Source organism: Corynebacterium evansiae (assembly GCF_027570065.1).
GTDB classification, from domain to species: domain Bacteria; phylum Actinomycetota; class Actinomycetes; order Mycobacteriales; family Mycobacteriaceae; genus Corynebacterium; species Corynebacterium evansiae.
Genome location: NZ_JAKMUT010000009.1, coordinates 1 through 26,336, shown reverse-complemented (window position 1 = coordinate 26,336; position 26,336 = coordinate 1). Strand labels below are relative to the sequence as shown.

General features: G+C 63.5%; 27 protein-coding genes. 13 read left to right on the top strand and 14 right to left on the bottom strand.

The window, feature by feature from the left end:
- Positions 1 to 31 precede the first annotated feature (31 nt).
- Positions 32 to 1,306: a serine--tRNA ligase gene (gene serS, locus L8V00_RS09230; RefSeq protein ID WP_269944842.1), complete on the bottom strand. Its 1,275-nt coding sequence runs from the start codon at positions 1,304 to 1,306 to the stop codon at positions 32 to 34.
- Between the two features lie 142 nt (positions 1,307 to 1,448).
- Between serS and L8V00_RS09225 the strand changes: the two genes are divergently transcribed.
- The gene (locus L8V00_RS09225; protein ID WP_269944841.1) at positions 1,449 to 2,564 is read left to right on the top strand and encodes a septum formation family protein; all 1,116 of its coding nucleotides are present in this window, start codon (positions 1,449 to 1,451) and stop codon (positions 2,562 to 2,564) included.
- 13 nt (positions 2,565 to 2,577) lie between these two features.
- Positions 2,578 to 2,928 (top strand): metallopeptidase family protein, encoded by a 351-nt coding sequence (locus tag L8V00_RS09220; protein ID WP_269944840.1) that lies wholly within the window; start codon positions 2,578 to 2,580, stop codon positions 2,926 to 2,928.
- Here the strand turns inward: L8V00_RS09220 and L8V00_RS09215 are convergent.
- The gene (locus L8V00_RS09215) at positions 2,925 to 3,776 is read right to left on the bottom strand and encodes a histidine phosphatase family protein (protein WP_269944839.1); all 852 of its coding nucleotides are present in this window, start codon (positions 3,774 to 3,776) and stop codon (positions 2,925 to 2,927) included. The genes L8V00_RS09220 and L8V00_RS09215 overlap by 4 nt on opposite strands.
- Positions 3,777 to 3,779: 3 nt before the next feature.
- Entirely contained in the window at positions 3,780 to 4,799 is a 1,020-nt protein-coding gene (pheA, locus tag L8V00_RS09210; protein WP_269944838.1) for a prephenate dehydratase, read from the bottom strand.
- Positions 4,800 to 4,919: 120 nt separating this feature from the next.
- Between pheA and L8V00_RS09205 the strand changes: the two genes are divergently transcribed.
- From L8V00_RS09205 to L8V00_RS09195, 3 genes are all read left to right on the top strand, one after another.
- Positions 4,920 to 6,287 carry an amidase family protein gene (locus tag L8V00_RS09205; protein ID WP_269944837.1) on the top strand — a complete coding sequence of 456 codons (1,368 nt, stop codon included), beginning with the start codon at positions 4,920 to 4,922 and terminating at the stop codon, positions 6,285 to 6,287.
- On the top strand, positions 6,277 to 7,011 hold the full coding sequence (locus tag L8V00_RS09200) for a CPBP family intramembrane glutamic endopeptidase (RefSeq protein WP_070488434.1): 735 nt from the start codon (positions 6,277 to 6,279) through the stop codon (positions 7,009 to 7,011). The genes L8V00_RS09205 and L8V00_RS09200 overlap by 11 nt, the downstream gene beginning before the upstream one ends.
- Before the next feature lie 81 nt (positions 7,012 to 7,092).
- Positions 7,093 to 8,496, top strand: a complete 1,404-nt coding sequence (locus tag L8V00_RS09195) for an LCP family protein (RefSeq protein WP_269944836.1) — start codon at positions 7,093 to 7,095, stop codon at positions 8,494 to 8,496.
- Positions 8,497 to 8,517: 21 nt separating this feature from the next.
- On the opposite strand, the gene L8V00_RS09190 is transcribed toward L8V00_RS09195, so the two are convergent.
- The 3 genes from L8V00_RS09190 to L8V00_RS09180 all read right to left on the bottom strand — a co-directional run bounded on the left by L8V00_RS09190 (position 8,518) and on the right by L8V00_RS09180 (position 11,441).
- A complete protein-coding gene (locus L8V00_RS09190; protein WP_274707189.1) occupies positions 8,518 to 9,390 on the bottom strand; it encodes a DUF5926 family protein in 873 nt (290 codons plus the stop codon).
- A 34-nt stretch (positions 9,391 to 9,424) separates the two neighbouring features.
- A complete protein-coding gene (locus L8V00_RS09185; protein ID WP_269944835.1) occupies positions 9,425 to 10,351 on the bottom strand; it encodes a glycerophosphodiester phosphodiesterase family protein in 927 nt (308 codons plus the stop codon).
- A 79-nt stretch (positions 10,352 to 10,430) separates the two neighbouring features.
- Positions 10,431 to 11,441, bottom strand: a complete 1,011-nt coding sequence (locus L8V00_RS09180) for an L-lactate dehydrogenase (protein ID WP_269944834.1) — start codon at positions 11,439 to 11,441, stop codon at positions 10,431 to 10,433.
- Between the two features lie 235 nt (positions 11,442 to 11,676).
- On the opposite strand from L8V00_RS09180, the gene L8V00_RS09175 reads away from it, so the two are divergent.
- On the top strand, positions 11,677 to 12,279 hold the full coding sequence (locus L8V00_RS09175) for a superoxide dismutase (RefSeq protein WP_239202015.1): 603 nt from the start codon (positions 11,677 to 11,679) through the stop codon (positions 12,277 to 12,279).
- Between the two features lie 267 nt (positions 12,280 to 12,546).
- Positions 12,547 to 13,308 carry an LppP/LprE family lipoprotein gene (locus L8V00_RS09170; RefSeq protein WP_269944833.1) on the top strand — a complete coding sequence of 254 codons (762 nt, stop codon included), beginning with the start codon at positions 12,547 to 12,549 and terminating at the stop codon, positions 13,306 to 13,308.
- A gap of 20 nt (positions 13,309 to 13,328) precedes the next feature.
- Here L8V00_RS09170 and msrA read toward each other — a convergent pair whose 3' ends face one another.
- Both msrA and L8V00_RS09160 read right to left on the bottom strand, forming a co-directional pair.
- Positions 13,329 to 14,033, bottom strand: coding sequence for a peptide-methionine (S)-S-oxide reductase MsrA (gene msrA / locus L8V00_RS09165; RefSeq protein ID WP_269944864.1), 705 nt, complete (start codon positions 14,031 to 14,033; stop codon positions 13,329 to 13,331).
- Positions 14,034 to 14,084: 51 nt separating this feature from the next.
- Positions 14,085 to 15,554, bottom strand: coding sequence for a TM0106 family RecB-like putative nuclease (locus L8V00_RS09160; RefSeq protein WP_269944863.1), 1,470 nt, complete (start codon positions 15,552 to 15,554; stop codon positions 14,085 to 14,087).
- A gap of 381 nt (positions 15,555 to 15,935) precedes the next feature.
- On the opposite strand from L8V00_RS09160, the gene L8V00_RS09155 reads away from it, so the two are divergent.
- From L8V00_RS09155 to L8V00_RS09140, 4 genes are all read left to right on the top strand, one after another.
- Positions 15,936 to 16,562, top strand: coding sequence for a DUF6474 family protein (locus L8V00_RS09155; protein ID WP_035005910.1), 627 nt, complete (start codon positions 15,936 to 15,938; stop codon positions 16,560 to 16,562).
- A 56-nt stretch (positions 16,563 to 16,618) separates the two neighbouring features.
- Positions 16,619 to 18,391 carry an alkaline phosphatase D family protein gene (locus L8V00_RS09150; RefSeq protein ID WP_269944832.1) on the top strand — a complete coding sequence of 591 codons (1,773 nt, stop codon included), beginning with the start codon at positions 16,619 to 16,621 and terminating at the stop codon, positions 18,389 to 18,391.
- 239 nt (positions 18,392 to 18,630) lie between these two features.
- Positions 18,631 to 18,975 carry a histone-like nucleoid-structuring protein Lsr2 gene (locus tag L8V00_RS09145; protein WP_070488437.1) on the top strand — a complete coding sequence of 115 codons (345 nt, stop codon included), beginning with the start codon at positions 18,631 to 18,633 and terminating at the stop codon, positions 18,973 to 18,975.
- A 76-nt stretch (positions 18,976 to 19,051) separates the two neighbouring features.
- The gene (locus L8V00_RS09140) at positions 19,052 to 19,597 is read left to right on the top strand and encodes a DUF2020 domain-containing protein (RefSeq protein ID WP_269944831.1); all 546 of its coding nucleotides are present in this window, start codon (positions 19,052 to 19,054) and stop codon (positions 19,595 to 19,597) included.
- Here the strand turns inward: L8V00_RS09140 and L8V00_RS09135 are convergent.
- Complete coding sequence (locus L8V00_RS09135; RefSeq protein ID WP_035005919.1) at positions 19,578 to 19,760, bottom strand: hypothetical protein; 183 nt, start codon at positions 19,758 to 19,760, stop codon at positions 19,578 to 19,580. The two genes, L8V00_RS09140 and L8V00_RS09135, sit on opposite strands and share 20 nt — an antisense overlap.
- On the bottom strand, positions 19,761 to 20,561 hold the full coding sequence (locus L8V00_RS09130) for a class E sortase (protein WP_269944830.1): 801 nt from the start codon (positions 20,559 to 20,561) through the stop codon (positions 19,761 to 19,763). It abuts the gene before it with no gap.
- Between the two features lie 79 nt (positions 20,562 to 20,640).
- On the opposite strand from L8V00_RS09130, the gene yidC reads away from it, so the two are divergent.
- Complete coding sequence (yidC, locus tag L8V00_RS09125) at positions 20,641 to 21,579, top strand: membrane protein insertase YidC (RefSeq protein ID WP_035005953.1); 939 nt, start codon at positions 20,641 to 20,643, stop codon at positions 21,577 to 21,579.
- Here yidC and L8V00_RS09120 read toward each other — a convergent pair.
- The 3 genes from L8V00_RS09120 to L8V00_RS09110 form a co-directional block, all read right to left on the bottom strand.
- Positions 21,576 to 22,319, bottom strand: a complete 744-nt coding sequence (locus L8V00_RS09120) for a TetR/AcrR family transcriptional regulator (RefSeq protein WP_035005925.1) — start codon at positions 22,317 to 22,319, stop codon at positions 21,576 to 21,578. The genes yidC and L8V00_RS09120 overlap by 4 nt on opposite strands.
- Positions 22,320 to 22,463: 144 nt before the next feature.
- A complete protein-coding gene (locus L8V00_RS09115; protein WP_035005928.1) occupies positions 22,464 to 23,375 on the bottom strand; it encodes a universal stress protein in 912 nt (303 codons plus the stop codon).
- Between the two features lie 162 nt (positions 23,376 to 23,537).
- Complete coding sequence (locus L8V00_RS09110; RefSeq protein WP_239317324.1) at positions 23,538 to 23,693, bottom strand: hypothetical protein; 156 nt, start codon at positions 23,691 to 23,693, stop codon at positions 23,538 to 23,540.
- A gap of 21 nt (positions 23,694 to 23,714) precedes the next feature.
- Here L8V00_RS09110 and L8V00_RS09105 point away from each other — a divergent pair, with 21 nt between their 5' ends.
- Positions 23,715 to 24,731, top strand: a complete 1,017-nt coding sequence (locus L8V00_RS09105; protein WP_080971906.1) for a pseudouridine synthase — start codon at positions 23,715 to 23,717, stop codon at positions 24,729 to 24,731.
- 11 nt (positions 24,732 to 24,742) lie between these two features.
- Here L8V00_RS09105 and L8V00_RS09100 read toward each other — a convergent pair whose 3' ends face one another.
- On the bottom strand, positions 24,743 to 26,254 hold the full coding sequence (locus L8V00_RS09100; protein WP_269944829.1) for an MFS transporter: 1,512 nt from the start codon (positions 26,252 to 26,254) through the stop codon (positions 24,743 to 24,745).
- Positions 26,255 to 26,336 lie beyond the last annotated feature (82 nt).

Below are 26,336 nucleotides of genomic sequence, written 5' to 3'. Positions count from 1 at the left end.
AGTCGGCGCTGCAGGCATCGGATTCGCTGGGCTATTCGCTGGGCTTCAGAATATCTTTACCAACGAAAGGACGCAGCGCCTTCGGCACAACCACGGAGCCGTCGGCCTGCTGGTGATTCTCCAAAATGGCCACCAACCAGCGGGTTGTCGCCAGGGTGCCGTTCAGGGTGGCGGCGGTCTGCGCCTTGCCGTCGGCATCGCGGTAGCGGGTCTTCAGGCGGCGCCCCTGGAAGGTGGTGCAGTTGGAGGTACTGGTCAGCTCGCGGTACGTCTGCTGGGTGGGGACCCACGCCTCCGTATCGAACTTGCGGGCCGCCGAGGAGCCGAGGTCGCCGCCGGCGACGTCGATCACGCGGTAGGGCACCTCGATGGCCGCCAGCATTTCGCGCTCCATGGCCAGCAGCTCCTGGTGCAGCTCCGTGGCCTCCTCCGGCTTGCAGTAAACGAACATCTCCACCTTGTCGAACTGGTGGACGCGGATGATGCCACGGGTGTCCTTGCCATAAGAACCAGCCTCGCGACGGAAGCAGGAGGACCAGCCGGCGTAGCGCAGCGGACCGTTAGAGAGGTCGATGATCTCCTCGGAGTGGTAACCGGCCAGTGCGACCTCGGAGGTGCCGACCAGGTACATGTCGTCTTCCTCCAGGTGGTAAATCTCATCGGCGTGGGCACCCAGGAAACCGGTGCCGGACATAACCTCGGGGCGCACCAGCACAGGCGGGATCATGAGCTGAAAGCCGTGCTCCACGGCCTTCTGGGCAGCCAGCTGCAGCATGCCCAGCTGCAGCAGCGCACCGTCGCCGGTGAGGAAGTAGAAGCGGGCGCCGGAAACCTTCGTACCGCGCTTCATGTCGATTAGCCCCAGGGATTCGCCCAGCTCGAGGTGATCCTTCGGCTCGAAGTCGAACTGCGGCGGCTCGCCCACCACGTCGAGGGTGACGAAGTCCTCCTCGCCACCGGCCGGCGCGCCTTCCTCCACAATGTTGGAGATCTGCATCTGCAGGTCGTAAACGGCCTGCTCGGCGCTGGACTGGGCCTCCTCCAGCTTCTTGACTGCCTCGGCCTTCTGCTTGCCCTCCTCGCGCAGGGCCTGCTTCTCCTCGTCGGAGGCGGAGCGCATCTTCTGCCCCATCTCCTTGGAGAATGCCTTCTGTTCCGCACGGGCCGCGTCGGCGGCGCTGATGGCCTCGCGGCGCTGCGTGTCGGCCTCCAGCAGCTGGTCGATCAGCACTGGATCCTCCCCACGAGTGCGCTGGGATTCACGGGCTACATCGGGGTTATCGCGCAGAAACTTCAGATCAATCATGGTGCTTAGCTTAGCCGGTTCGCCCTCGTAGTTGTCTGCCCAGTTCCCCCCTATGGCACAACCCCTACTAGACTGGCCTCACAATTAGAGTCCAATACTGTCGTTTACAGTCAAAAACCCGAAGCAGATTTAGAGCGAGCCCATGACCACCAGCGAAGCGAAAACCCGCCGCAGAGCACGCAGCCTCACCATCGCATTGTTCTCCGCCCTGTGCGGTGGTGTCAGCGCTGCAGCGTTCGCCTTCGTCGCACCCGAGGGCAGCACCCCGCTGGTACCGGCTGATGAAAAGCAGGGGCAGCACGTGAATAACACCACGTTCACCGAAGCCAGCAACGGCGACTGCGTAAATTGGAAGCCCGGCAAAGACGGTGTGAACTCCGGCTTCGCCACCGTCGATTGCGAACAGCCCCACCGCTTCGAGGTCAGCTCCCGCGAAGACCTCGGCCAGTACCCCACCAGCGAGTTTGGCCCATCCGCAAAGCAGCCGGACTTGAAGCGTCAGGAAGAATTGACCAACGAGCTATGCACCGGACCGACGATGCAGTACCTCGAGGGCAAGCTCGACCCGGAGGGGCGCTACTCCATTTCTCCGATCCTGCCCCCGCAATCCGCGTGGAACGACGGCGATCGCACGATGCTGTGCGGCGTGATGGTTCCAGACGCCACCGGCCGCACCACCGAGACGACCGGTTTTGCGGCAAAGCAGGATCAGTCGCGCTACTTCGAAAAGGATCGTTGCGTACGGGTGGACGGCGACCTGACCAATGAGGTTCCGTGCGAAGAGAAGCACGCCTGGCAGGTGACCTCCGTGGTGAACCTCGGTGAGCAGTTCCCCGGCGCCTGGCCGGATACGAAGAAGCAGAACGAGTTCCTGAACAAGGTCTGCACCAAGGCGGCGCAGGATTACCTGGGCGGCGACGATGCGCTGTATAATTCCACGCTCACACCGTTCTGGACCACGCTGCAGCGCCAGTCCTGGGATGCTGGGTCGCGCACCGTGAACTGCGCTTTGACGTTCGGCCGCCCCGGCGGCGGGTTCGCCACCCTCGTCGGCGATGTGCGCAGCGAATTCACCATTGACGGCCACCCGCCGAAGACCCCGCCGAAGCGCAACCCGCTACGCCGGGATGCAGGCTCCGAAAATGCTGACAATGCTGGCGCTCCCGACAACGCTGGCAACCCCGGCGCAGATGCAGCACCGGACGGAGGCGCCCCGGCCGCAGAGGACCCGAACGCCAACCCAGCCCCGGCGCCGTAGGCGGGCACTTCCCATGGCCATCGACGTTTCCCCCGAGCGCTTCGAAGAGCTCGTTGACCTCGGCCTTCGGCGCATCCCCCGCGAACTGCTGGATAACGTCAGCAACGTCGCCATCGTCACCGAGGACTACAACCCCGAAAGCCCGCACATCCTGGGGCTCTACGAGGGCATCGCGCTGACAGAGCGCACCTCCGAGTACACATCTGCCCTGCCCGATAAGATCACGATCTACCGCCATGCCCTCGAGGACATCTGCGATACCGAGGAGGAGCTAGTCGAGCAAGTCGCCGTCACCGTCATCCACGAGCTCGGCCACCACTTCGGCATCGACGACGACCGCCTGCACGAGCTCGGCTGGGGCTAGAGCGTCGCCGCGCCCCACCCCAGCACTTCGAAGGAGTCCTCCAGGCTGTCGAGCACACCGGAGCGCGCCGCCGTTGTTTCGGCCCTGTTCGTTTCTGTCTTATTTTGTGACGCCCCAGGCCGGCCCACCGCAACATCAGCCAACTCGGCAATGTTGTCTGGCACGCGCAGGGTAATGACGTTTCCGTTGGCCAGGTAGTGCATGAAGGCCCACTCCGGATCCACCCCGCCCAGGAAGCGGGCGACCAGGCGGATCACGGCACCGTGGCTGACCAGCGCAATATCAGTGGGCTCGCCACCGTTCTGTACTGCCTCCCGGTTCGCCGCCTCATTGTCGGCCAGTGCGACCAGCAGCGTGGCCAGGTACTCGCGCAGCACCTCCGCGCCGGACAGGCCGCCGGGCACGGCCTTGTCCACCCGGCCGAGCATCCAGGCGCCCAGGATGGAGTGGTAGGCCTCGTGTGCGTCCTCGTCGTTCTTCATCTCGTACTGCCCGGCGGGAATCTCGGAGACCCGAGGCAGGCGCTGCAGCGCAGCTTTAATGTGATCCGTCGCGCGGGCGGAGGCGGTGGCGTCATCTAAAGACGCCCCACGGGAAAAGCCCGCAGGAACGATCTCCCCACCGAAGGCACCGGCTAGGCCCACGGCCGTTTGCTGCGCGCGGGCGGCGAACGAGGAGGCGATCTTCAGGCGCTGGGTGCGCTCGGAGAGCCAGTGGCCGGCCTCGGCGGCCTGCTCCCAACCCAGCTCGGTGAGGTCAGCGCCGGGCAGCGCGGTATCCAGGGCGTGAATGGCGTTGGAGGTCGTCTGGCCGTGCCTGACCAGGAAAAGACGTGTCGATTGTGCCATTGCCTAGCTACCCTTCTGACCGCTCTTGAGTTCCTCAATCCATCTACTGGATTCAGCGTAGTTCGGCGGGGCACTACCCGCATGGCGATGCAACGGATGGGTGGTAGAGGTCTCCGCGACCGGCAGTGATTCCGCCGAGGGCCAACTGCCCAGGAAGCGCACATCCTCCGCGCGGCGGTACAGGCCGGCCAGGGCTTCGGCCACGGCGGCATCCTCGACGTGGCCGACGATGCCGATGTGGAAGACGTAGTTGCCGTTGGCCGCACCCTCGCCCTTTTCCCCAGTACGGCGGGGGCGGGAGCCGATGCGAGCCATGTCCACCTGGCGGGTGGACAGCTCGGCGATCGCATCCAGCAGACTGGAGGGCACGTTCGGCAACCAGAGCACCATGCCACTGCGATCGTTGCCGGTGCGCTCGGTGGGCTTACCGGGGTTGCCGACCAGGATGAAGCGGGTCTGGGCGCCAGCGACGTCGGCTACGCCCTCGGCTACGGCGTCCAGCTGATGAATCTCCCCCGCCCGGGCCGGCGCTGCGGCGGCGTCCGCCTGCCCGGCCTTCACCGCGGCCGCAGCTGCACCATTGCTGGAGGCGGGGACGAAGGAAACGTCCGGCAGGTTCTCCGCCACCCAGTTACGCACCTGCGCCTCGGCGACGGGGTGGGTGGTCAGCGTCTTGATGTCCTCGAGCTTGGTGCCGGGGCGCACCAGGATAGAGAACACCACCGGGACGAGCACCTCGCGGTAGATCTGCAGCGGCTTGCCGTAGGTCAGTGCATCTTCCGTCTGCGAGACCGGCCCGTCCACGGAGCTTTCCAGTGCCACACACGCGAAGTCAGCTTCGCCGTCGCGCACCATGTCCAGCGCCACCCGTGGGGAGGTGACGGGAATCTCGGCGGCTTCCTGCGGCACCGCGCCGAGCTGCTTAAACTGTTTCAGCGCCTCTTCGGTGAAGGTCCCTTCGGGGCCGAGGAATGCTACGCGCACAGAAGAATCACTCGTCGAAACGTTCTTGCAACCACTCATGCAACGCAGTCTAGTGGAGAACCCCACCAGGGATTCCCGAGGATTCCCGAAGTTGGATTCCCTGTGATTCCCGGAGACGAAGCTTCCCAGGCCATACCCCGGGTATATCCTTGGGAAGCAATGAACCGCACGCCCGACCAGCCCAGCACTTTTGCCGCCCGCCTCGCCCGCGCCCGGCGCGATACTGGGCTCAGCAACGCACAATTGGGCGTGGCCCGCGTCTACGACAACCCCCACAGCTACGACTTCCTGCGCAGTCACCCGGATCTCCCCCTCGGCGGCGAAGAGGTGCTGATCAAAGACCTGCAGCAGGTGGCGGGCGAGGTCACAACCATGGGGTCGGTCCACCACAGCTTCGTGGCCAACTACCACGACACGGCCGCCCACCGCCTGCTGGTGGGCGGGGCCACGCTGGTCGGCGCGTCTTCCTCTGCGGAGTACGGCACCACCGCCTATACCGAGCCCGTCGGCATGCCTCAGCCCGTCAACCCGTTGAACTCCGCGATGATGGTCGGCGGTTCCTCCGGCGGGGCGGCCACCGCCGTCGCCCGTGGATTGGTGAACATCGCCCACGCCACCGACGGCGGCGGTTCCATCCGCATCCCCGCGGCCTGCTGCGGGCTCGCCGCGTTGAAGCCCGCCCACAACCACCGGTTCGGCTCGTTCACGCCGGTCGCGCAGGGGTTTATCGCCTCCGACCTGCCCGCTACCGCCCGCGCCTACGGCTTGCCCGCGCCGGATATGGACACGCTGCACCTCGAGCCCGCCCAATCGCCACAGCCTCTGCGCATCGGCTATACCAACCAGCCCTTCCACACTCGCAGCGTTGTCTCCCCGGAGATCGCCGCCGCCACCGCCGCGGCCACAGCTCTGGCCACCACGCATCCGCGCGTCGAGTCCGTAACCCAGGCGCCCGCACCCTATCCCCCGGCCACCTTTCAACTCTTCCGCGACCTCATCGCCGCCCGCTGCGCGGATCTGCCGGGCACACTATCGCCCATTACTACCTGGCTGCGCGACGAAGGCCGCCAGGTGCCGAAATGGCGGCGTCAACAGTTAGAAGAACAGATAGTCGGGCTAGACCCACAACGGGCGTGGCCACACTTCGATGTGATCGCGACCCCGACCCTCGCCTGCGCCCCGCCACCTCCCGGGGCGTTTTCGCAGCTCACGCCCGCCGATAACTTCTGGGCGCAGACCGCCTGGACCCCGTGGGGCACCCTGTGGAACCTGACGGGATGGGCGGCCGTCACGCTGCCGCTCGTCGCCCCCGAGCGCGTGCCCGGCCGCTGGCCGATCGCCCTGATGCTGGGTGCGGTCGGCAATCGCACGAACGCCGCGACGCTGCTTTCCCTCGCTGCTTTCCTTATGGACGCCGCCTCGCGCCTGCCCGCCGAAAGCCTCAGCGTTGCGGTTCCGGGCGATATAGAGGCCCTGGATTTCCGCGTCAAGCCCGACAACAGCCACAGCCATGAGCATGAGCACTAGCACCAGCGACCGCACGGCACTGCGGTGGGAACTGCTGCTTGTCCTGGGCATCACCTTCGGCACCTCGGGGCTGCGCGCCATCGCCCGGCTGGTGGAGGCAACCGTCAGCCCGGAGGCGCTCAACGAGCAAAAAGCCACCCTCAACCAGGCACAATCGGTGCTGCCCTGGCTGGATCCGATTCTGCAGCTGCTCTCCAGTGGCGTGCTCTTCGCCTGGGGTGGGTTGGCGATATTCCTGCTGCTACGGCACCTGCCCACCCCGGCGCTGGTGCGCAGCTGGCGGCTGCGGGGCCGCGACTGGCTGCACGGGGCGGGGCTGGCCGCGATCATCGGACTACCGGGGCTGGCGTTTTATCTCGGCGCGGTGCACCTGGGGCTATCGAAACAAGTCGTGCCCACGGGCCTGGACGAATCCTGGTGGCGGATTCCGTTGCTAATTCTGAACTCCTGGGCCAATGGATTCGCCGAGGAACTGGTGGTCGTGGCCTGGCTCAGCACGCGACTGCGGCAGCTGCGCATCAGCTGGGCGTGGGTGTTCGCCGCCAGCGCGCTGCTGCGGGGCAGCTACCACCTCTACCAGGGGTATTCCGCCGGTCTGGGCAACATCATTATGGGGGTCATCTACCTCTGGTACTTCAAGCGAACCGGGCGGATCTGGCCCCTCGTCATCGGCCACGGGCTGATCGATACCGTCGCATTCGTCGGCTACGCTGTGCTGTTTTAGTGCACAGTTGGGCCCTTCGAGCGCCGCTGTACCACTGCATTGACGCCAGCTATGTCCCCGGAACCCGTTATTATTGTCCCCATGAATTCTCGCGATAATTTCGGCCCCCGCCGCCCCGCCAACAATTCCGGCGGCGCGGACGGTGCCGGGGGTATGGAGATCGCCCGGGATCGTCACGGCAAGCCCATCCTGGATCGCTACGGGCGGCCGGTACGTAAGGGCGTCATCCCTCCGAGCAGCAACGAGCCCAACGGACCCACCGAGTCCACCGGGCGCAAGGAGCCCCAGCGCCGCGAGATCCCGAATCAGCCCGAAGGGCCGCGCTACCGCCGTGCCGAGCCGCTTCCGCCGCGCGATGCCACCCTCGATGCTAACCGGGGCTACCAGCCACAGCCGGGCCAATATCAGAGCCAGTATCCGGGCCAACAGCCCCAACAGGGTCAACCTTTCGGCGAGCCGCAATTCGGCGGCTACCCCGACCGCTCCGGCAGGGGCCGTGATGGCAGGGGCGAGCCCCCGCGCCCCACTCGGCGCCCCCGCGGGCGGGCTGCTCAGCGGCCGAGGAAGCGCAAGCGCTTCGGCTTCTTCAAGGCGCTAGGTCTGCTGCTGGCCATCGTGCTGGCGTTCAGCATCGGCGCGGCCGTGTGGATCGATACGAAGCTCCAGCGCATCGACGCCCTACAGGATTACGACGGTCGCCTGGGGAACACCTCCGGAACCAACTGGCTGCTAGTTGGCTCGGATTCCCGTGCCGGGCTGAGCCAGGAGGACGCCGACCGTCTGATGGCCGGGGAGCTGGATGAATCGGTGGGGCGCACAGACACGATCATGGTGGTGCACATCCCCCGCTTTGGCGGAGACGCGACCATGCTCTCCCTGCCGCGCGATAGCTGGGTGGACATCCCGGGCTACGGGCAGAACAAGCTCAACCAGGCGTTTTCCCTCGGCGGCCCGGCACTGCTGCAGCAGACCGTGGAACAGGCGACGGGCATCCACCTGGACCACTACGCAGAGATCGGCTTCGGCGGATTCGCCAATGTTGTCGACGCGGTCGGCGGCGTGGAAATGTGCCTGGACGAGCCGCTGGATGACCCGATGGCGGGCATCAACCTGCAGGCCGGCTGCCAGGAACTCGATGGGCCGACCGCGCTGGGGTACGTGCGCTCCCGCTACGCCTCGGCGCAGGGAGACCTGGACCGCGTGGAGCGCCAGCGCAAGTTCCTGGCCGCGCTGTCCAATAAGATCAAGTCCCCCGGCACCCTGCTGAATCCGTTCAAGAACTTGAAGGTCGCGGACGCCCTCAGCGCGAACATGAAGGTCAACGAGGGCGACCACGTGTGGAACCTCGCCTCGCTAGGCCTGGCAATGGCCGGCGGCGCGAAGCAGGAGACCGTGCCGATCGCTGGCTACGAAAACACTTACGCCGGCAACGTCGCACTGTGGGACGAAGCCGGCGCAGAGGAGATGTTCGCGGAGCTGCGTTAACCAGCTGCTAACCAGCCGCTACTAGCGGATGGTTACCTCGCGGGACTGGATGGTCTGCTTGGCCTTCTGCTCGTCGGCAGTCAGCGGAGCATCCTTGGCCAGGGCTTCTGCGATCTTCGGATCCAGCGCCTCCAGGCCTTCCTTCCAGGAAGCGGACTCGCGGCTGCGGTCCAGGTCCCACACCGGAACCAGGATGCCGTGGGTGCGGAACACTCCGGCGAACTTGGAGCCCTCGCCCAGGTGCAGTTCACCAGCGGCGTGCAGGCGGGCCAGAGCGTTCAGCAGTTCCTCCTCGCCCTCCTGGCGAACCCAGCGGATGTGCGCCTTGTCGGACGGATCAATCCACCATGCGGCGCCCTTGATGTCCGCCTCCACGCGCTCAGACGGCAGCACGGACTCGTTGGCGCGCTGCAGGGTAGCGGCGATCTGCGGGTTGTTGCGGTTATCCTCGGTCAGCCACCAGGCGAAGTCCTGGGCGACGGTGATCTCCGAGGCAGCGTCCTTGTTCAGGATGTCCGCCAGGGCGGGCTCGGTGCCGTCGGCCACGCCGACCTCCAGGGACTGGCCCGGCTCGGCCTGCTTTACCCAGTTCAGGGCGAATGCCAAGTCACGGTTCGGGTTGTCACCGCGGCGCTGGGTCTGCAGTGCGACGAAGGCCTCGCCGCCGTCTTCCTCCGAGCGGCGCAGTGCTGCGACCGCACCCGGCAGGACGGTAACGATGGAGATCTTGTGCTCCGCGTCCTTCACGTCGGCAACGAAGTGCGCCGAGGGGACGAATTCCTGCAGGGCGATCAGGTCGGCCTCCATGGCGAAACCATCGAAGGGGCGCGGGTCCTTCTGCAGCTTCGCGCGTTCCGCGGCGCGGGCAGCGAGCTTCGCCTGGCGGCGGCTCATGCCCTCGGGCAGGTTCTCTTGATTCTTTTTCTTCTTAGCCACGGTCGTTAATTGTACCTGGCTGCACCAAGGAAAATGCAGCAGCACTGGTTTCGCTGGCTGGCCTCGGCTTGTCTGCCGTTAGCTTGGCAGACTCCGGCCTGTCCAGCCCCAGCTCGCTGTCGCGCCACATCCGCGCCCGCCCGGGGTAGTTCGTCGCCAGCCAGGTCACGCCCTGCCGCGCAGCCCACCGCACTTCGTCCTCCTTGTCGGCGGTCCACACGTAGGTTCCATCGCCAAAGCGGCCGATGATGTCGGGGCGAATCCGACCGCGCGCGACCGACAGGCCGTGGGCGTCCACCACATGCAGTGCTTCGAGACCTGGGTTGAGCATGCGCTGGTACTCGCGCCGCAGCAGAATGCGGTGAACCGCCGGGTTGATCATCTTGAAGCGCACCAGCGATTGCGGGCTGAAGCTGATCAGATGCACGTGCGCGCTCTCCGCCAGGTGCGCCCGCTGCAGTTCGTAGTGCAGGGCGTGCTCGACCTTGGGCCCGTAGCGGTTCGGGTGCTTGGTCTCGATAAAGATGTCTTTTTTTAGTGACGCCCCCTCTCCAGCGCCTGCCGCCCCAGCCCTCTGGCTATGCTCCTGCCCGGCGTCGATGCGCGAGGAATTCACGTCGTTAAAGAAGGTCAGAAGCTCGCGCAGAGTAAGCACCTGCGCGGGCTCCTCGGGAGTGCCGACGTTCAGCTCCCGCAGCTGCGCCAACGTCATCTCACTGACCACGCCGTTGGATTTCGCGGGCTTGTCCACCGCCACTCGGTCGATGGTGCGGTCGTGCAGGCAGACGAGTTCCCCGTCGCGAGTCAGGCGGATGTCGCATTCGAAGCCGTCCGCTCCCCTTTGCTCGGCCAGTTCATAGGCTGCCAGGGTGTGTTCTGGGCGTTCCTTGGAGGCTCCGCGGTGGGCGACAATTTTCATACCCTCTATTTTTAGTGCGCCGGCGTGCAACCGGCATCCGCTCACGCCCGACAGCCTCCAAGTTTCACTTATTGTTTACTTAAATCAGCCCCGCTTCGCCCATCACCTTGCGCAGCACGTTCGCGGAGTGGTCGAACCTCTCCTTTTCTTCGGCGTCCAGCTGCAGCTCCACGGCGTGGCGCACGCCCTGGCGATTAATCACCGCGGGAGTACCGATGTAGATGTCCTCGAATCCGTACTCGCCCTGCAACAGGGTGGAGATCGGCAGCACGACATCCTGGTTGCTGAACACCGCCTGGGTGATGCGCGCCAGCCCCATGCCGATGCCGAAGCTGGTGGAGCCCTTGGCCTGGATGATCTCGTAGGCCGCGTCGCGGGTCTTCACGAAGATCTCGTCGACGTCCTCGTCGGCGGATTCGCCGATCAACTCCAGCCGGTGATGGATGGAGGTGCCCGCCACCGAACCGGCGGAAAGCACCGGCAGCTCGGTATCGCCGTGTTCGCCGATCACGTACGCGTGCACGGAGGTCGGCGCGAGGTCGAAGTAGCGGCCCAGTGCATAGCGGAAGCGCGCGGTATCCAGAATCGTGCCGGAGCCGATCACGCGGCTGGAGTCCATACCGGAGAACTTCCACGTCGCGTAGCTCAGGATGTCCACCGGGTTGCTGGCGACCAGGAAGATGCCGTTGAAACCGTGTTCCATCACGTCGCCGACGATCGTCTTGAAGATTGCGGTGTTCTTGGCAACGAGGTCCAGTCGGGTCTCCCCCGGCTTCTGCGCCGCGCCCGCGCAGATGCAGACCATCGCGGCGTCGCGGCAGTCCTCGTAGGTGCCAACCGAAACGCGGGTGTTGTGGTGCGACCACGGCACTGCGTGGTTGAGGTCCTGTACGTGGCCCCAGGTCTTGCGCTCGTCCAGGTCGATGATGGCCAGGTGGTCGGTCAAACCCTGGTTAACCAGGGTGTATGCGTAGGCGATGCCGACGTCGCCCGCTCCGATGAGCACGATCTTGGAGCCGGGGGTCGGTGGCGTAGTGGTGGTGCCGTTGGTGTCGCCGTTGGTGTCATTGTGCGGTTGTGGAGCAGTCATTGTGGCCTTCTTCCTTCTGGTTGCCCTGTAGGTGCCTTCGTTCTTTATTGACGCCCACGGCCAGCATAGCGCTGTGTCCAGACACGCTCACCACAAGATTTTCTGCACGTTGAACTTTTGATACGTGGTAGCCAAAACTAATAAGTTCCTAAGAGAAAACCTTGCAGGAACCATATTTTCGCGCCACACTTGTTGTCATAAGCACTTCCGACGTGTGAAAGGAACTTTAAAAACTATGGCTAAGTACGAACTTCCCGAGCTGGACTACGCATACGACGCTCTGGAGCCCCACATCTCCGGCGAGATCATGGAGCTGCACCACACCAAGCACCACCAGAATTACGTTAACGGCGCTAACGCTGCCCTCGAGAAGCTGGAGGCTGCCCGCAAGGATGGCTCCATCGCTGGCGTAGTTACCGCACTGTCCAAGGACCTTGCTTTCAACCTGGGTGGCCACACCAACCACTCCCTGTTCTGGAAGAACCTCTCCCCGAACGGTGGCGGCGAGCCGACCGGCGAGCTGGCTGAGGCTATCAACCGCGACTTCGGTTCCTTCGAGGCATTCCAGGAGCACTTCAACGGTGCTGCACTGGGCCTACAGGGCTCCGGCTGGGCTGTTCTGGGCTACGACCACATCGCTGGCCGCCTGGTTGTCGAGCAGATGACCGACCAGCAGGGCAACCTGTCCATCAACCTGACCCCGCTGCTGCTGCTGGATATGTGGGAGCACGCCTTCTACCTGCAGTACAAGAACGTTAAGGCAGACTACGTGAAGGCTGTCTGGAACGTCTTCAACTGGGACGAGGTTGCAAAGCGCTACGAGGCTGCCCAGAAGTAGCCCAGAATTAAAGCTGTCTCAAGGGAGCGCCCGCGTAGGCGCTTCCCCAGCACTGAAAACTAAATAGAGCTGGCCCTGTATCCGCCGGAAGCTTTTCCGGCGATTTGATACAGGGCCTTTTGCGTACCTGGAAACGCAGCCCTAGAAACGCAACGGGCCCAGCGAACGGTTACTTAAACGAGCACTCACTCACTTCACGCGCTCGATTGGACTTTCGCAGCTGGCCCACAAGTCACCTACACACCCACCTGAGATTGGAGAAGAACAATGAAGGCTCACGCACGAACCATCCGTTCCAACCACTCCCCCGATTCCCACCACACGCGCGGCGCACGCCGCACCCGTCAGTTTGGTGCCGTGGTCGCCCTGACCGGCCTGTTGCTGGGAACTGCAGCCTGCGGCGACGACGGCAACGATGAAGGCGCTCCTGCTGCATCTGCAACCTCCAACGCGGAAGCCGCGGACGCTGGCTCCGCCGACAAGGGCGAAGCGCCCAAGGAAGGCAAGGACCAGAACGCAGAAGGGGCAAACACCGAAAACGCCGCAGCGCCGAACCCCGCCGAAGGTGAGGATGCCGAGGGCGGCGATGGTAACGCCGGCTCTGACGGCGGCAACCAGGACTGCTCCGAACAGCCAGACTCCCCGGAGATCACGAACAACATCAGCAAGCTGCCGCCGAACCAGTTCGGCTGGAAGCCCACGGGCGAGTCGAACTACAACCCCTGCAATGACCTCAGCTACGCGCTGATCACCCAGGCGCAACAGGGCAATAGTCAGTTCCGGACCCAGCTGATGCTCTTCCACAAGGGCAAGTACATCGGCGTTGGCTCCGACACAATCCAGCAGACCGAGATTCTCTCCGACACGGATTCTTCCGTAACCGTGCGCATGCGCGACTGGGAGGCGCTGCAGGAATCTGGTGATGCCAATGTGAATGCTGGTAAGTACTACTCGGACGTCACCTTCCGCTGGGACGGCAGCAAGGTCGTGCCCGAGGGGCGCATTCCGAACCAGAACCTCCCCAAGTAGAGTCCGCAGTCGCTGGCTCGCTAGTCCCCTAGTACCCCGACGGGGCAACTCACGCCGTTAGGCCCGTGGTTGCAGTACCCGTCGGGGTGCTTGTGTAGGTACTGCTGGTGCTCGTCCTCGGCCAGGTAGTACTGCCCGTCGCCAATCTCCGCCAGCTCGGCAACCTCCGTGGTGATCTCCCCGAAGCCCGCGTCGCTAAAGCGCTGCTGCCAGCCTGTGATGGCCTGCCGCACGCGCCCCAACTGCTCGGCATCCTGCGTGTACACACACGAACGGTACTGTGTGCCCACGTCATTGCCCTGCCGGTCGCCCTGCGTCGGGTCGTGGTTCTCGAAGGCGATCTGCAGCAGTTGCTCCAAGCTCACCGCGGCGGCGTCGAAAACAACCCGCACCACCTCGGCGTAGCCGGTCCGCCCGGTGCATACCTCGCGGTAGGTGGGGTTCGGAGTGTATCCGCCCGCGTAGCCCACGGAGGTGCCCCACACTCCGTCCACGCCCCAGAACATGCGCTCCACACCCCAGAAGCAGCCCAGACCCAGGACGATCTGCGCGGGTTGCTCCAGCCCGTCGGCCTCGGCCCAGTAGCTATCCTCCAGGCCGGTCAGCGGCGTGCCCAGAACCACGTTCGGCTGCGGGTTCTCTAGCACTGGCGTGCGTCCGCCCTTCAGCGCGTCCTCCGGCCCGACCCTTTCGGCCCGGTACGGCCCCTGGCTGTTGAGCGCCATGATGCGTTCGAAGAAGTTCGTCATGTCTTGTCCCTTTTTCTTCTTGACTGCTTAGTGACGCCGCAGCTCCCGCAAGCCCGGCGCGCCCCTGCGCAGCCACGCGCGAACCGCCGAGGTCGCCACGCAGTCGTCGGCGTTGTAGCGCTCCAGCTTACGCCTGGCCGCCTGCGCCGTACTGCGGGATCCGCCGATGGCCTGCTCAAACAGCTCCACCGCCGCCTTGCCGTTGATGCCCGCCTGGCTGAACTCGAACCCCGCCAGCGGCGCCACCGTCTTTAGCCCCAGCGAATCCGTGGGCGCCAGCGCCTTTTTCACCAGGCCGAAGCAGTCGCACCAGTGCTCGGAGGCGATGAAGGCATTCACCTCCTCCAGCGTGGGCATGGTCACCTTCACGTTGGTGCCCGCGACAGCGTAGCGGCGCCCGCCATAGCGCTCGGCGGCGTGGCGCAGCCAGTAGTTTTCCCCTTGCGCGGCATACACCCACACCTGGAAGTTCTTTCCGTTCTCCAGGGCGCGGTCCTTCTGCGATTGCATCCAGTGCCAGAACTCGGCTACGTGTTGGCCTTCGTCGCCTTCCCGGCTGAAGTCTCCGAACCCGATGTAGCGCGAGCCGTCGAAGGTACCCCAGAGGAACGTGCCGCGGTTGGGGTGGGCCTCCATGTCCACGTCGATCTCCACCCAGTCACGCAAGCCCCCGACGGCGTTGCGCGCGCTACCGCCCCAGAGTTCCGGCTGCTCTTGCCAGTTCTTCTTCGGGCGGCGCAAAGCCACCTGCCCGTCCATCCAGGCCTGTGCCAGCTCTGACTGTTCCCCGTTCCCGGAGGCCGCCAGCTGCGGCAGGGTCTCGACCCCCTTCTCCCGCCACTTGCGGGCCTTGTCCCCCGGCAGCAGCAGGCTGATCTCCTGGCTCTGCAGCAATTGGGCCCGGCAGTGATTATGAAACTCGCAGGTCTGGCATTCCTTGATTCTGCGTGGCTTGGTCGGGATCGGTTCCTCCAACGCGGCCTGCAGGCCGGGGAGGACGGAGGGGGCGTCAAAAAAGAAACAACGTGGCCTGCCCGGCCCGGCGCGACCGATCAGTGCGACGGTGCTGGCGGCGAAGCCCCATTGCCGCAGTACGACGTGGGCGATGGCCACCTTTTGGGCGTCCCCGGCGGCGGCGCGATGGCGGAAGTCAATCGGCGCCGGCACCGCCAAACCCAGGGCGCTAATGTCCGTCACCCGACAATCCGCGAGCTGTGTGGCCCGCGCGCGGCGCGCCACGGAGTGCGAGGAGATCGCGACGGGCGTGTACTGCATAAACTCGTCGACCCCCTTGCCCCGGTCCGCGCGGACGAGCAGATCCAACTCCACCCGGAAAGGCCCTTCGGCCAGCACGGGGCGGGTGATCAGCCGAGCACCGGAAGCCAGCGCCTCCAGGGTCTGTTCGACGGCGGTGCCGGGCTCGCTAGGGTCGATATCCACCCTGGTGGGGAACACTTTGTCGCCGATCCGCGGCTTCGTCGGCAGGCGCCGAAACACCTGTTCCCGCCGGAGCGCCGCGTTGGCCTTGCGCTGGACGGACTCCACGTAGGACTCGAGATCCTGTGCGATGTGGATACGCGGGGTGGCCGATGCTTCCTGCTGTTCCTTGTGACGCCGCAATACCGCACGGTGGCGGCAGCCCACGAGGTCGCTAGGGCCGAGCGGCGGAAGATCTTCAGGCAGGCTCACAATAGTTTCTAAGCCTAGCGCGTCCCCCGGACAGGCAGCGCGCCTCCCCAGAAGGTTGAGCGCCCAAATAGTTAAGCCTCCGCCCCGGGGTGTCGGAGTACAGTGAAGCAAGTACAGTAAAGATGTTTCTTAAGTAATCTGGTTGAACAGTAAGACAGATCAAGACAGATCAATTCGCATCGGAGTGACATGGGACTGCTCAGCGGTATGCGCAAGCGCCGTCAGGAAAAGAAGGCCATCGAGAAGGCAGCGAAGGTTCGCGCCAAGGCACAGGTAAAGGCCGACTCGAAGCTGGAGAAGCGCAAGGAGGCCTACCTGCGCAAGACGGCCAAGCAGGTGCGCAAGATGGATGCCAAGGAACTCAAGGCGCAGCGCAAGCACAACGAGAAGATGGCGAAGGCCTCGCTGGAGCAGATCAAGGCCGGTCGTTTCAACGCCAAGAAGGTGCTGAAGATCGCCGGTGCTGCCCGCGTAGCCGCCCCCTTTGCAATCCCGCTGTTCTACCGTGGCGCCACCGCCCTGCAGGAGGCCTCCAACAGCTCCGCAGCTCGCCGCAGTGGCCTGGCTACCAAGGCAACCGCCCAGTTCCCGGGCGATGGCGGCCTGCAGCAGGCGCGCATCAAGAAGATCCGCAAGTCCCTGGACGATGGCGTGCCGACCGGCTTTGCCAAGGACATCTCCGAGCGTATGGACGACCTGGATACGGCCGTCGAGAACTCCCGCTCCATGAACGACGGCCAGGCGAAGCGTGTGCTGCGTTCCGTATCCAACGAGCTGGATCTGGTGGAAGCCCAGATTAAGGCCAAGCGCAAGTAGAGCTTGGGGGGGGATCTCACCCAGCGAAACCCGTTTGCGCGTGGTTTTATTAGGCTATGACGAACAAGCCTCAGGAAAACTCCACCCCTGCCCAGTCCGGCCAGTTCACCCGCCGCCAGGTTCTACAGACCAGCGCGGCCGGCGCAGCTGCCGTCGGCATCGGCACCGTTGCCGCCAACTCCACCGCCTCTGCCGCGCCGCTGGGCTCCGCCAAGCAGCCGAACCCGCCCATCAACAAGAAGATGGGCAAGGATGCCTTCCAGCATGGCGTTGCCTCCGGTGACCCCTACCCGGATAGCGTGCTGCTGTGGACCCGCGTGACCTCCAACGAAAACGACTACCCGGGTGACGGCAAGGGCCAGACCACCAACGTGAAGTGGGAAGTCGCCAGCGACGAAAAGTTCACCCAGATCGTCACCTCCGGCACCGCGAAGGCGGAGCCCGCCGGCGACATGACCGTGAAGGTAGAGGCCCGCGGCCTGAAGCCCTACACCGGCTACTTCTACCGCTTCACCGCCGTCGACGGCCCCCGCAAGGGTCAGACCTCCCCGGTCGGCAAGACCCGCACCGCACCGGCCAAGGGCGCCGACGTCTCCGAACTGCGCTTCGCGCTGTTTAGCTGCTCCAACTGGGAGGCCGGCTTCTTCAGCGCCTACCGCGATATGGCGAACCGCGGCGACATCGACTACGCGCTGCACGTCGGCGACTACATCTACGAGTACCCGCGCGGCGAGTACACCGGTAAGACCGGCTCCGTCCGCCTGCACGAGCCGGCCAACGAGATCGTCTCCCTGGCCGACTACCGCCAGCGCTACGCGCAGCACCACACCGATCCGGACATGCAGGCCGCGCACGCTGCGTGCCCGTGGATCGTCACCTGGGATGACCACGAGGTCGCCAACGATAACTGGTCCAACGGCGCGGAGAACCACCAGGCAGACAAGGAGGGCGACTTCATCGCCCGCCGCAATGCCGCCATGCAGGCCTACCTGGAGTGGCTGCCGATCCGCGCCACCCCGCTGTCCGAGAAGGGCCACATCTACCGCAACCTGTCCTTCGGCAACCTGGTCGAGCTGAACATGCTGGATCTGCGCACCTACCGCAACGAAAAGCCCGGCTTCACCGCTGCCCGCAAGACCGACGACGAGTCCCGCACCATGCTGGGCTCCGAGCAGTTCGGCTGGCTGACCAAGAAGCTGTCCACCTCGACTGCCCGCTGGAACTTCATCGGCAACTCCGTGATGTTCAGCCCGGTTCTAATCCCGCCGCTGGATCCAGAGGCCACCAAAGCCGTCACCCAGCTGCTGGGGCTGCCGGAAGAGGGCATGCCCTACAACTTCGACCAGTGGGATGGCTACGCCGCCGAACGTCGCCGAGTGATCAAGTACCTGGTGGACAACAAGATCCGCAACACGGTCTGGCTGACCGGAGACATTCACTCCTCCTGGGCCAACGACATTCCGGCCAAGCCGGGCACCTACCCGAACGGCGGCACCGCCGGCGTGGAGATCGTCTGCACCTCCGTTACCTCCTCCAACATCGACGACATTCTGAAGCTGCCGGAGGATAACGCGCTGTCCCACACAGTCGAGTACGCCTTCACCAACATGAACCGCCACGTGAAGTACCTGGACTTCGACTCCCACGGCTACACCGTCGTGCGCGTGACGAAGGATGCCGTAGACGCGAACTGGATCTTCCTGGCTCCGGACGGCAAGCTGAAGCCGAACCAGCCGCTGCACTTCGGCAAGGCCGCCACCACCAAGTGGGGCGAGGGCATCCACACCTCCAACGTGCGCATCGAACCGGCTAAGCACTCCGCCCGCTAAAAGCCTTAAAGCGCTTTATTACCCTCAGGTACACACCTGGGGGTATTTTTTATTTATTCTTTTCTTAATGACGCCACCCTTTCCAGCGCCTTTACAGTTCATTTAGCTTTAAACAAAGCTCATCATTGATACTTGCCTTTAATGGGTTAGACTAGTGTTTGAAAATCTATTAACTAAGTAGCGCAGGTAGCAGCCCGAAAGCTATATGCAACAAACACTTGGAAGAAAGGAATGCCCCGATGGCACGCCGCGAAATTACCCAGTTCTTTGACGATCTGGACAATGCCCCACTTTCCGAGGAGGAGGTCAATGTCGTTGATTTCAGCGTCAACGGAATTGATTACACCCTGGATTTGTCCGCCAAGAACCGTGCGGCTTTTGAAAAGGCTTTGGCTCCTTACATTCAGGTTGCCCGCCGCAAGACCCGCGGTGGTGCCGGGCGCCGCACCGCCGGCCGCAGCACCAACCCGGAGCGCAACCGCATGATCCGCGAATGGGCACGCGAGAACAACGTTGCGGTTTCCGAGCGCGGCCGCATTTCCGCCGACGTTATTGAAAAGTTTGAGAAGGCTCAGGGCAAGTAAACGCTTTTCGTTTTAGGAGATTCGAGGTTTTTCGAAGTTGGGGCGTCACAAGATAAAAAGAGCATCCCTAGCGCTGGTGGCAGGCACCGCGCTGGCCTTTAGCATCAGCGCCTGTGGGGGCGCGGAGGACGACGAGCCGACCTCGGAAACCTCCGCAGAACGCACCGTCGACCCGGTCAAGGGCACGGAGCTGCCGATTGACGCCACCCCGGAGCCAGTGGGGCAGGGTGGCCAGGAGGTTTGCCCCTACCTGGACGGCGAGTGGTTGCAGAACACCAACGGCCAGCGCCTCACCGGCACCGGCACGGACGGGCGCTTCGACCCTCCCGCCTGTGTTTTCTGGTCTTACGAGGACTACCCGCAGGCCACGGTGATGGTGCGTCACATGCGCACCAACTCCGATGCGATCGCGGTGGTCGACCATGCCGCGCCGATCGATTCCACGCTCAAGGCTCTTGACCCAGAAGGGTGGAGCGGCGGGCGCCGTGGCGGCGACGGGGAATCCGGCGCAGTGTACGCGGTGTGGAAGGACGAAACGGCCGTGGTGGTCACCACTGCGCAGGAGCAGTCCGTGAAGGCTCAGAAGATCGCCGAGGAAACGATCAAGAACCTGAAGCTCTAAGCAGTCCCTCCGAGACCCCCACATCGGTCCAGGGCATCATAGGCCCGACCCAAGGGAACACGACCTCCATGAGCAGGAAGAAGATGCCCACCAGCAGCACCAGGACGATCAGTAGCTTGACCCACCAGGGCCCGGGCAGGTTACGCCACAGCAGCGCGTACATTTAAGCTCCCTCCGTCAATTCCTCGGGCACCTCGCCGCCCTTCTTCGGCTCCGAACGGACGAGCGCCGCGTGGACGATCATGCGCTCCTTGTTGGAAAACTGCGGGTGGCAGGTCGTCATCGTCAGCAACGCCGCATCGTCCTTGGGGTGCACCTCGACGCGCTCCTGGCCGGGGACGGGGTTGATCACGTTGATGTCGTTCGGGGTGGTGATGTAGCGCCCATTGACGCCCGCGTATTCACCGCTAGAGATCTTCTGCGCCAGCTCTGGGGGCATGCACTTCTCGGCCTCCGCCAGGCGATCGGCCGGAGCTACGTCGATCGGCAGCACACGGTAGATATTCCAGCTGCCGGCGGTTTCCACCACGACGGAATCGCAGGTTTTCAGCAGGCCCAGGTCGTTGAAGGGGGAGCCACGGCCCACGCGGTGACCGGCCATGGCGAAGTTACCGGGCTTACCTGGGGCTTGGGTTTCCTGGTAGTGGCCCGGCCCCTTGCTTAGGTCCTCGTCGGCCACGCCCTTGACCACAGAGAAGTTAAAGTCCGAGCCGAAAGAAGGGATATACAGGCGAGCAAAGGCAGCGCCTTCGGCCGGCTCGGTCAGCGGGCGGGGGTTCTTCTCGTCCCACTGATCATCCAGCTCTTGGGCGACTGCGGCCTGTTCGCGTCCGGATTGAACATCCGTCCAAAAAACATCCCAGAAACCGAAAAGCAGGGCGAGGACACCAAAGGTGATGAGGACTTCGCCGAAAACACTAATCGGGTCGAGCCGTGTTTTCGTCTGCCGTCGGTGTCGCGCCATGCGTCACATGGTACTACGTCTTGGGGCGTTTCCCCACCGTATCCCGCAGCTATCTCTTTTGGCGGGTAAGCTCTCCCCCATGAAGATTGTCGAGTATCCCGTTGCCCTATTCCTGAAGGCATGGCATTACCTTTTTGCCGATATTTTTGGCTGGGATGCAGCGCAATCTTGGTTGCTGGCACTTGTGCTTCTGATCGTCACCGTTCGGTCGCTGCTTTTGCCTTTCGTCTACCGGCAGTCCTATTCCAGCCGTATTTTGATTAACATCCGTCCAAAGGTTTATCGGCTGGAGCAGGAATACAGCGATGATAAAACGGCGGAAGGGCGCAAAGAGCTGGGAAAGAGGCGACGCGAGCTACAGAAGGAGCACGAATATCGCTTCTCCGATGGTTGCATTCCCGCGCTAATTCAAATTCCGGTCCTGATTGGCCTGTACCGCATGCTCATCCACGTCACCAGTCCGGATCCGGAAATCAACGCTTCCGTCAACGGCTTTGGCCCTCTGAATGCCGAGGAAGTCCAGTCACTGCTTTCCGCAAAGCTCTTCGGGGTGCCCATGGCCGCCTACGTGCAGATGTCGGATTCGCAGTTCGCGGAAATCCACACCACGCAGGAGCAGGTCTTTTGGGTGGTGTTCCCCATGGCCATTCTGGCGGCGATTTTCACCACTTCTAACTGGGGCTATTCCATGTACCGGAATTACCTCACGGTGGATCACAACTCAGGCCTGGCCCGCGGAATGCTGAAGCTGATGTGGCTAATCGGCCCGATCGTGTTGATTGCCCCATTCACTATTGCCCTGGGCGCGGTCGGCCCGGTTGCGTTGATGATCTACTGGGTGGGTAACAACCTGTGGACCACCACCCAGACGATCACCATTCAGCGGATCCTGGACCGCAAAATCCCTTACTCGGAGGAGTTCTTGGAGCACCACAAGCTGATGAAGGATCAGCTGGTGGAGCGGAAGAAGGAAAAGAAGGAAAAGAAGCAGGCTCGTAAGGCCAAGCGAAATAGCTAGATGTTGTAGCTCATCGGTGCCGTTAGCAGCAGCTGCTTCGCCAGGCCGCGGGCGGTTTCCAGCGGCACGGTGTTGCGGGACATCTTCGCCCCGTTAAGCCCGCCGTCCATGAATACCATGAGCTGGTCGGCCAGCGTCTGCGAGGCATAGCCGAAGCGTTCCGTAAGCAGCTCGGCCATCGTGTCGCGGCACCAGCGGCGGTACTCCATCGCCGCGTCGCGGATGCGCTGCTCCGAGTCGGTCTCGGGCCGCGGGTATTCGCTGGCCGCGTTCTGGAAGTGCGAACCGCGGAAGTTATTCTCTGGCTCCTGCTGAATACACAGGTCGAAGAACGCAATGATGCGATCCTCCGGCTTTTCGCGCTCATCCGCCAGCGCGTGCCAGTCCTCGCGCCACTTCTGATCTAGCTCCTGCAGGTAGGCAACTACTAGGTTGTCCTTCGATCCAAACAGGGAGTACAGGCTGGCCTTCGCCACATCTGCATCGCGCAGAATTCGGTCGATTCCGATCACGCGGATGCCCTGCGTGGTAAACAGATTCGTCGCGCTGGCCAGCAGGCGCTGGCGCGGCCCGGGCCGGTTGCGACGGCTGGAGCGAGCAGTCTGCTTGGTGGCCTTTCCGGTTTTCTTGGCAGTCTTCTTTACGGTCTTCTTGGCTACCTTTGCACCGTCTGCCTTGGCCGAGGAGTCAGTAGAGGCCGCGGAGCCCGCCGTGCGGGATTTATCCTCTGCCGTTGCCATCTACTTCTCTCCTTATCCTTGTCATCCTTGTCATCTCTGACTGTCGGCCTTTAGCGCGCTTACTCGCATAAGTCTACAAAATCCTGCAGAGCCCATTGGACTCTACAGGATCTGTATTATCTTGCGCTATTGTTTTGCGCGTGCTTACTTGCGCTTCTTGTCCTTCGGGCGGACAACCATCATCGGGCACGGTGCGTACTGCAGCAGGGTGCGGGAGGTGGAGCCCAGCAGCATGCCCTTGAAGCCGCCACGACCGTGGGAGCCAACGATCAGCAGCTGTGCATCCTTGGCTGCCTCGGTGAGGGACTGTACCGGACGCTCGCGCTCGACGATCTCCTCGACCTGTACGCTCGGGTACTCCTTGATGAGCTCCTTCAGCTCGTCCTCCATCATGTTCTGACGCTCGACGATCATGCGATCCATCTGGTTCTGCGCATCCACCAGGCCAACGTAGGTGGTGTGGATCTGGGTGTCGGTCCAGGAGTGCACGGCGCGCAGCAGGGCGCCACGTGCCTCGGCCTCGCGGAAGGCGATCTTCAGTGCCTGGCGGGAAATCTCGGAGCCATCCACACCGACCACAACGGGGCCGTACTTGTTATCGACGGTAACGTCGTTGTCCTTGCGCACAACCACCACCGGGCATTCGGCGTGGGCGACAACAGCGCTGGAGACGGAGCCCATGACCAGGCCGGAGAGGCCGCCCAGGCCGCGGGAGCCCATGACGATCATCTCCGCAGTCTCGGAGAGATCCAGGAGAGTATCGATCGGGGCGCCTTCCTTGACGAGGTAGCTGACCTCGACGTCGGCGCTGAAGTCGGTGACGATCTTGCGGGCGTTCTCGATCTTGTCGCCGGCCTCGCTCTCGAGCTCGTCGTACAGCTCCTGCGGCGGAACCATGCCGTCGGCGTACATGAACTGCGGCATGGTGTAAGCGCTGACCAGCTTCAGTGGCTGCTTGCGCTTCAGGGCGGCGTTCGCAGCCCACCTAACGGCTTCGTTGCTGGCGTCAGAGCCATCAACTGCGACGATGATTTCTTTATCGCTCGTGGTAGCCATGGGAAACGATCCTTCCTTGCAAGGGCATTATTTGATTGATCCTCTACCACTTCCCATTATCCTCAAAAGCGCTAATCAATGCAGAAAGGGTGCCCATTTGCCCCCTATTCTCGGGACAAATCGGGCACCCTTGGGTGGGAATTTAGGTTTCAGATTGAGGTACTAGCCCTGGGTGTTGGGCAGCGGAACGTCATCCGCAGCGGGAGCGTTGGACGGGGAGAAGAACTCAAGCAGCGTGCGGAAGATGTTCAGCAGAACAGCGCCGAGGTCGCTCTTGAGCAGGTTAGACAGGGAACCGGTAATTGCAGCAATATCCATGCCGGGTAGCATAACGGATTGATGGGACCTTTACCAGTAAAAAGGGGCTTAAATCCTACGCGGATTCTTGTTCCCCCAGCTACCGACACGCCGTGGGTGGCAAAAGATTTTTTGTGGCACCTTATTTCCTCCCAGCGCCACCGCGCAGAAGATGATAATTTTAGTGCCGTTTTGGAGCGCTTCGCCGCAGGTGAAGTGTGTCTGGATTCCGGTGAAGCGCTCGCCCCGGATGACGTCCTGCGCCCCGGCAGCTTCATCAACTTTTATCGGCGCCCCGCCCCGGAACGCCCCGTCCCCGGCGAGATTACGGTGCTGCACCAGGATGCGGATATCGTCGTGGTGGATAAGCCCCCTTTCCTGGCCACCCTCCCCCGCGGCCAGCATATTACCGAGACCGCGCTGGTCAAGGCTCGTGTGCAGCTCGGCATTCCGGAGCTTTCCCCCTCGCACCGCCTCGACCGCCTGACCCGCGGGGTGCTGCTGATGACCGCCCGCCCGGAGGTCCGCGGCGCCTACCAGACGATGTTCGAGCGGCGCATCCCCCACAAGGTCTACGAGGCCTTGACTCCCCTGCCCGCGGAAGCCCCCTTCGCCCCCATCTCCCCGCTTGCCGATTGGCGTTCGTGGGATCCCCCTACGCCGGAGCGCCCGTGGCGCCTGGAGCACAGCATGTCCAAGACACGCGGGCACCTCAGCACCATCCTCACCGACGGCCCGCCCAATGCACTTACCCTGGTCACGGGGCTGCGCACCGAGTATCGCGACGGCCGCGAGGTTCTGGTTTGGCGCCTGGAGCCCCGCACCGGCAAGACCCACCAGCTGCGCGTCGTCCTGCGCTCACTGGGGCTGCCGATCCTGAACGATCCTCTGTACACCGAGCTCACGGACGCGGCGCTCTTTTCTATTGACGCCCCTACGCCCCGGCCGGTCTATGTGGAGGACGAGGACTTTGCCGCCCCCATGGGCCTAATCGCCAAGGAGCTCCGCTTCCCTGACCCACTGAGCGGCGAGGAGCGGGAGTTCATCAGCCGGTTCTAACTGGCGCTGGATCAATCCTGCAGCTCCACGGTGACGCCGCGCAAGATTCGCGCCGTGTAGAGGCATCCAGCCGCCAGCACCACCACGACCAGGGCAGTGATCATTGCGAAGGCATGGGAGTAAGCCGTATCTGCGGCAGCTAGCAGCGGTTCGGCCCAGCTGGCGTCCGACAAATGGGCGATGTGCACCGCGGCATGCAGGCTCTCCGTCGCTTCTGCTGGGGCCCCGGCCGGCAGGGTGATCAGCGCAGAATAGAAGGCCGTGACCAGGCTGCCGAGGACCGCGATGGAGGTCAAAGATCCGAACTCGTAGCTGACTTCCTCCACCGAGGAAGCCATGCCTGCGCGATGGCTCGGCACGCCTGAGATCATGGCGATGGAGGCTACCGCCATCACCGCGCCTAGCCCCATGCCCTTAATAAATAGGCCGCTGAGAAGAAGGGGCGTCGAATCCAAATAGCCATAAAGGCACACGCATAGAGCACCGATCGTGGCTAGGCCGAACCCGCCGGCGATCAGGCGTCGGATGCCGAAGCGAGTGAGGCGGGCACCGGCGTAGATGGAGGTAAATAGGGCGCCCACGGCTGCGAAGGTCACGTACACGCCGGAGTGCAGCGGGGATAGGCCGTCGGCGAGTTGCAGCTTCTGAGTGATGACGTACTGCAGTCCAGCGAGGGCGAACATGGACAGGGCGGCTCCCAGGGCGCCGGCACGGAACGCGGGGAAGCGGAAGATGTCAAAGGTGATCAGGGGTTGCTCGAGCCCGTTCTGACGCCGCGTAAAGGCCCAGCCGCCCAGGAGGAGCAGCACGGCTGCCACGCCGATGACTGGCCAGTTCTGCGGGGAGTGGCTGCCCTCCTTGATGAGCAGGACTGCGCTGACCAGGGTGATCATCGCGTAGAAGGAGGAGATGAAGTCCCAGTGCTTGTCGGGTCGTGGCTGATCCTTCGGGGCGACAAAGGGCACGGCTATGAGCGCTGCGATAACAAGCGGGACGTTAATCAGGAAGCAGGATCCCCACCAGTACAGTTCCAGAAGCAGACCGCCGGCGATTGGGCCAAGGGCGGCCGAGACGGTTGAGAGGCTGCCCCAGATTCCGATGGCGAGATTCAGCTCAGCCGGGTTTGTAAAGGTAAGGCGGATGAGCGATAGCGTGGACGGCATCATCGTGGCGCCGCCTACGGCAAGTAGGGCACGGCCAAGGATAAGAACCCCGGGGTTGGGGGCGAACGCCGCGACTAGTGAGGCGAGGCCAAAGATGATGAGGCCGGCGACGAACATGCGACGATGGCCGATTTTGTCCCCGAGGGTACCGGTGCCGAGCAGTAGGCCGGCGATGACGATGGCGTAGATGTTGACGATCCAGAGCTGTTGCGTGCTGGATGCGCCGAGGTCCTCTACGAGGCTGGGGAGCGCTGTGTAGAGGATGGTGTTGTCGATCGTAATGATGGTGATGCCTACGCCGACTGTGGCTAGTAGCAGCCAGCGTTGTAGGGGCGTGGCGGAGGCTGGCTGTGTATTCATGAATCAGACTTTAGCATTGAGGATTTGGGCATGGAAAAAGGGAGCACGTACGCCATAGACGTACATACTCCCTTAATCAATT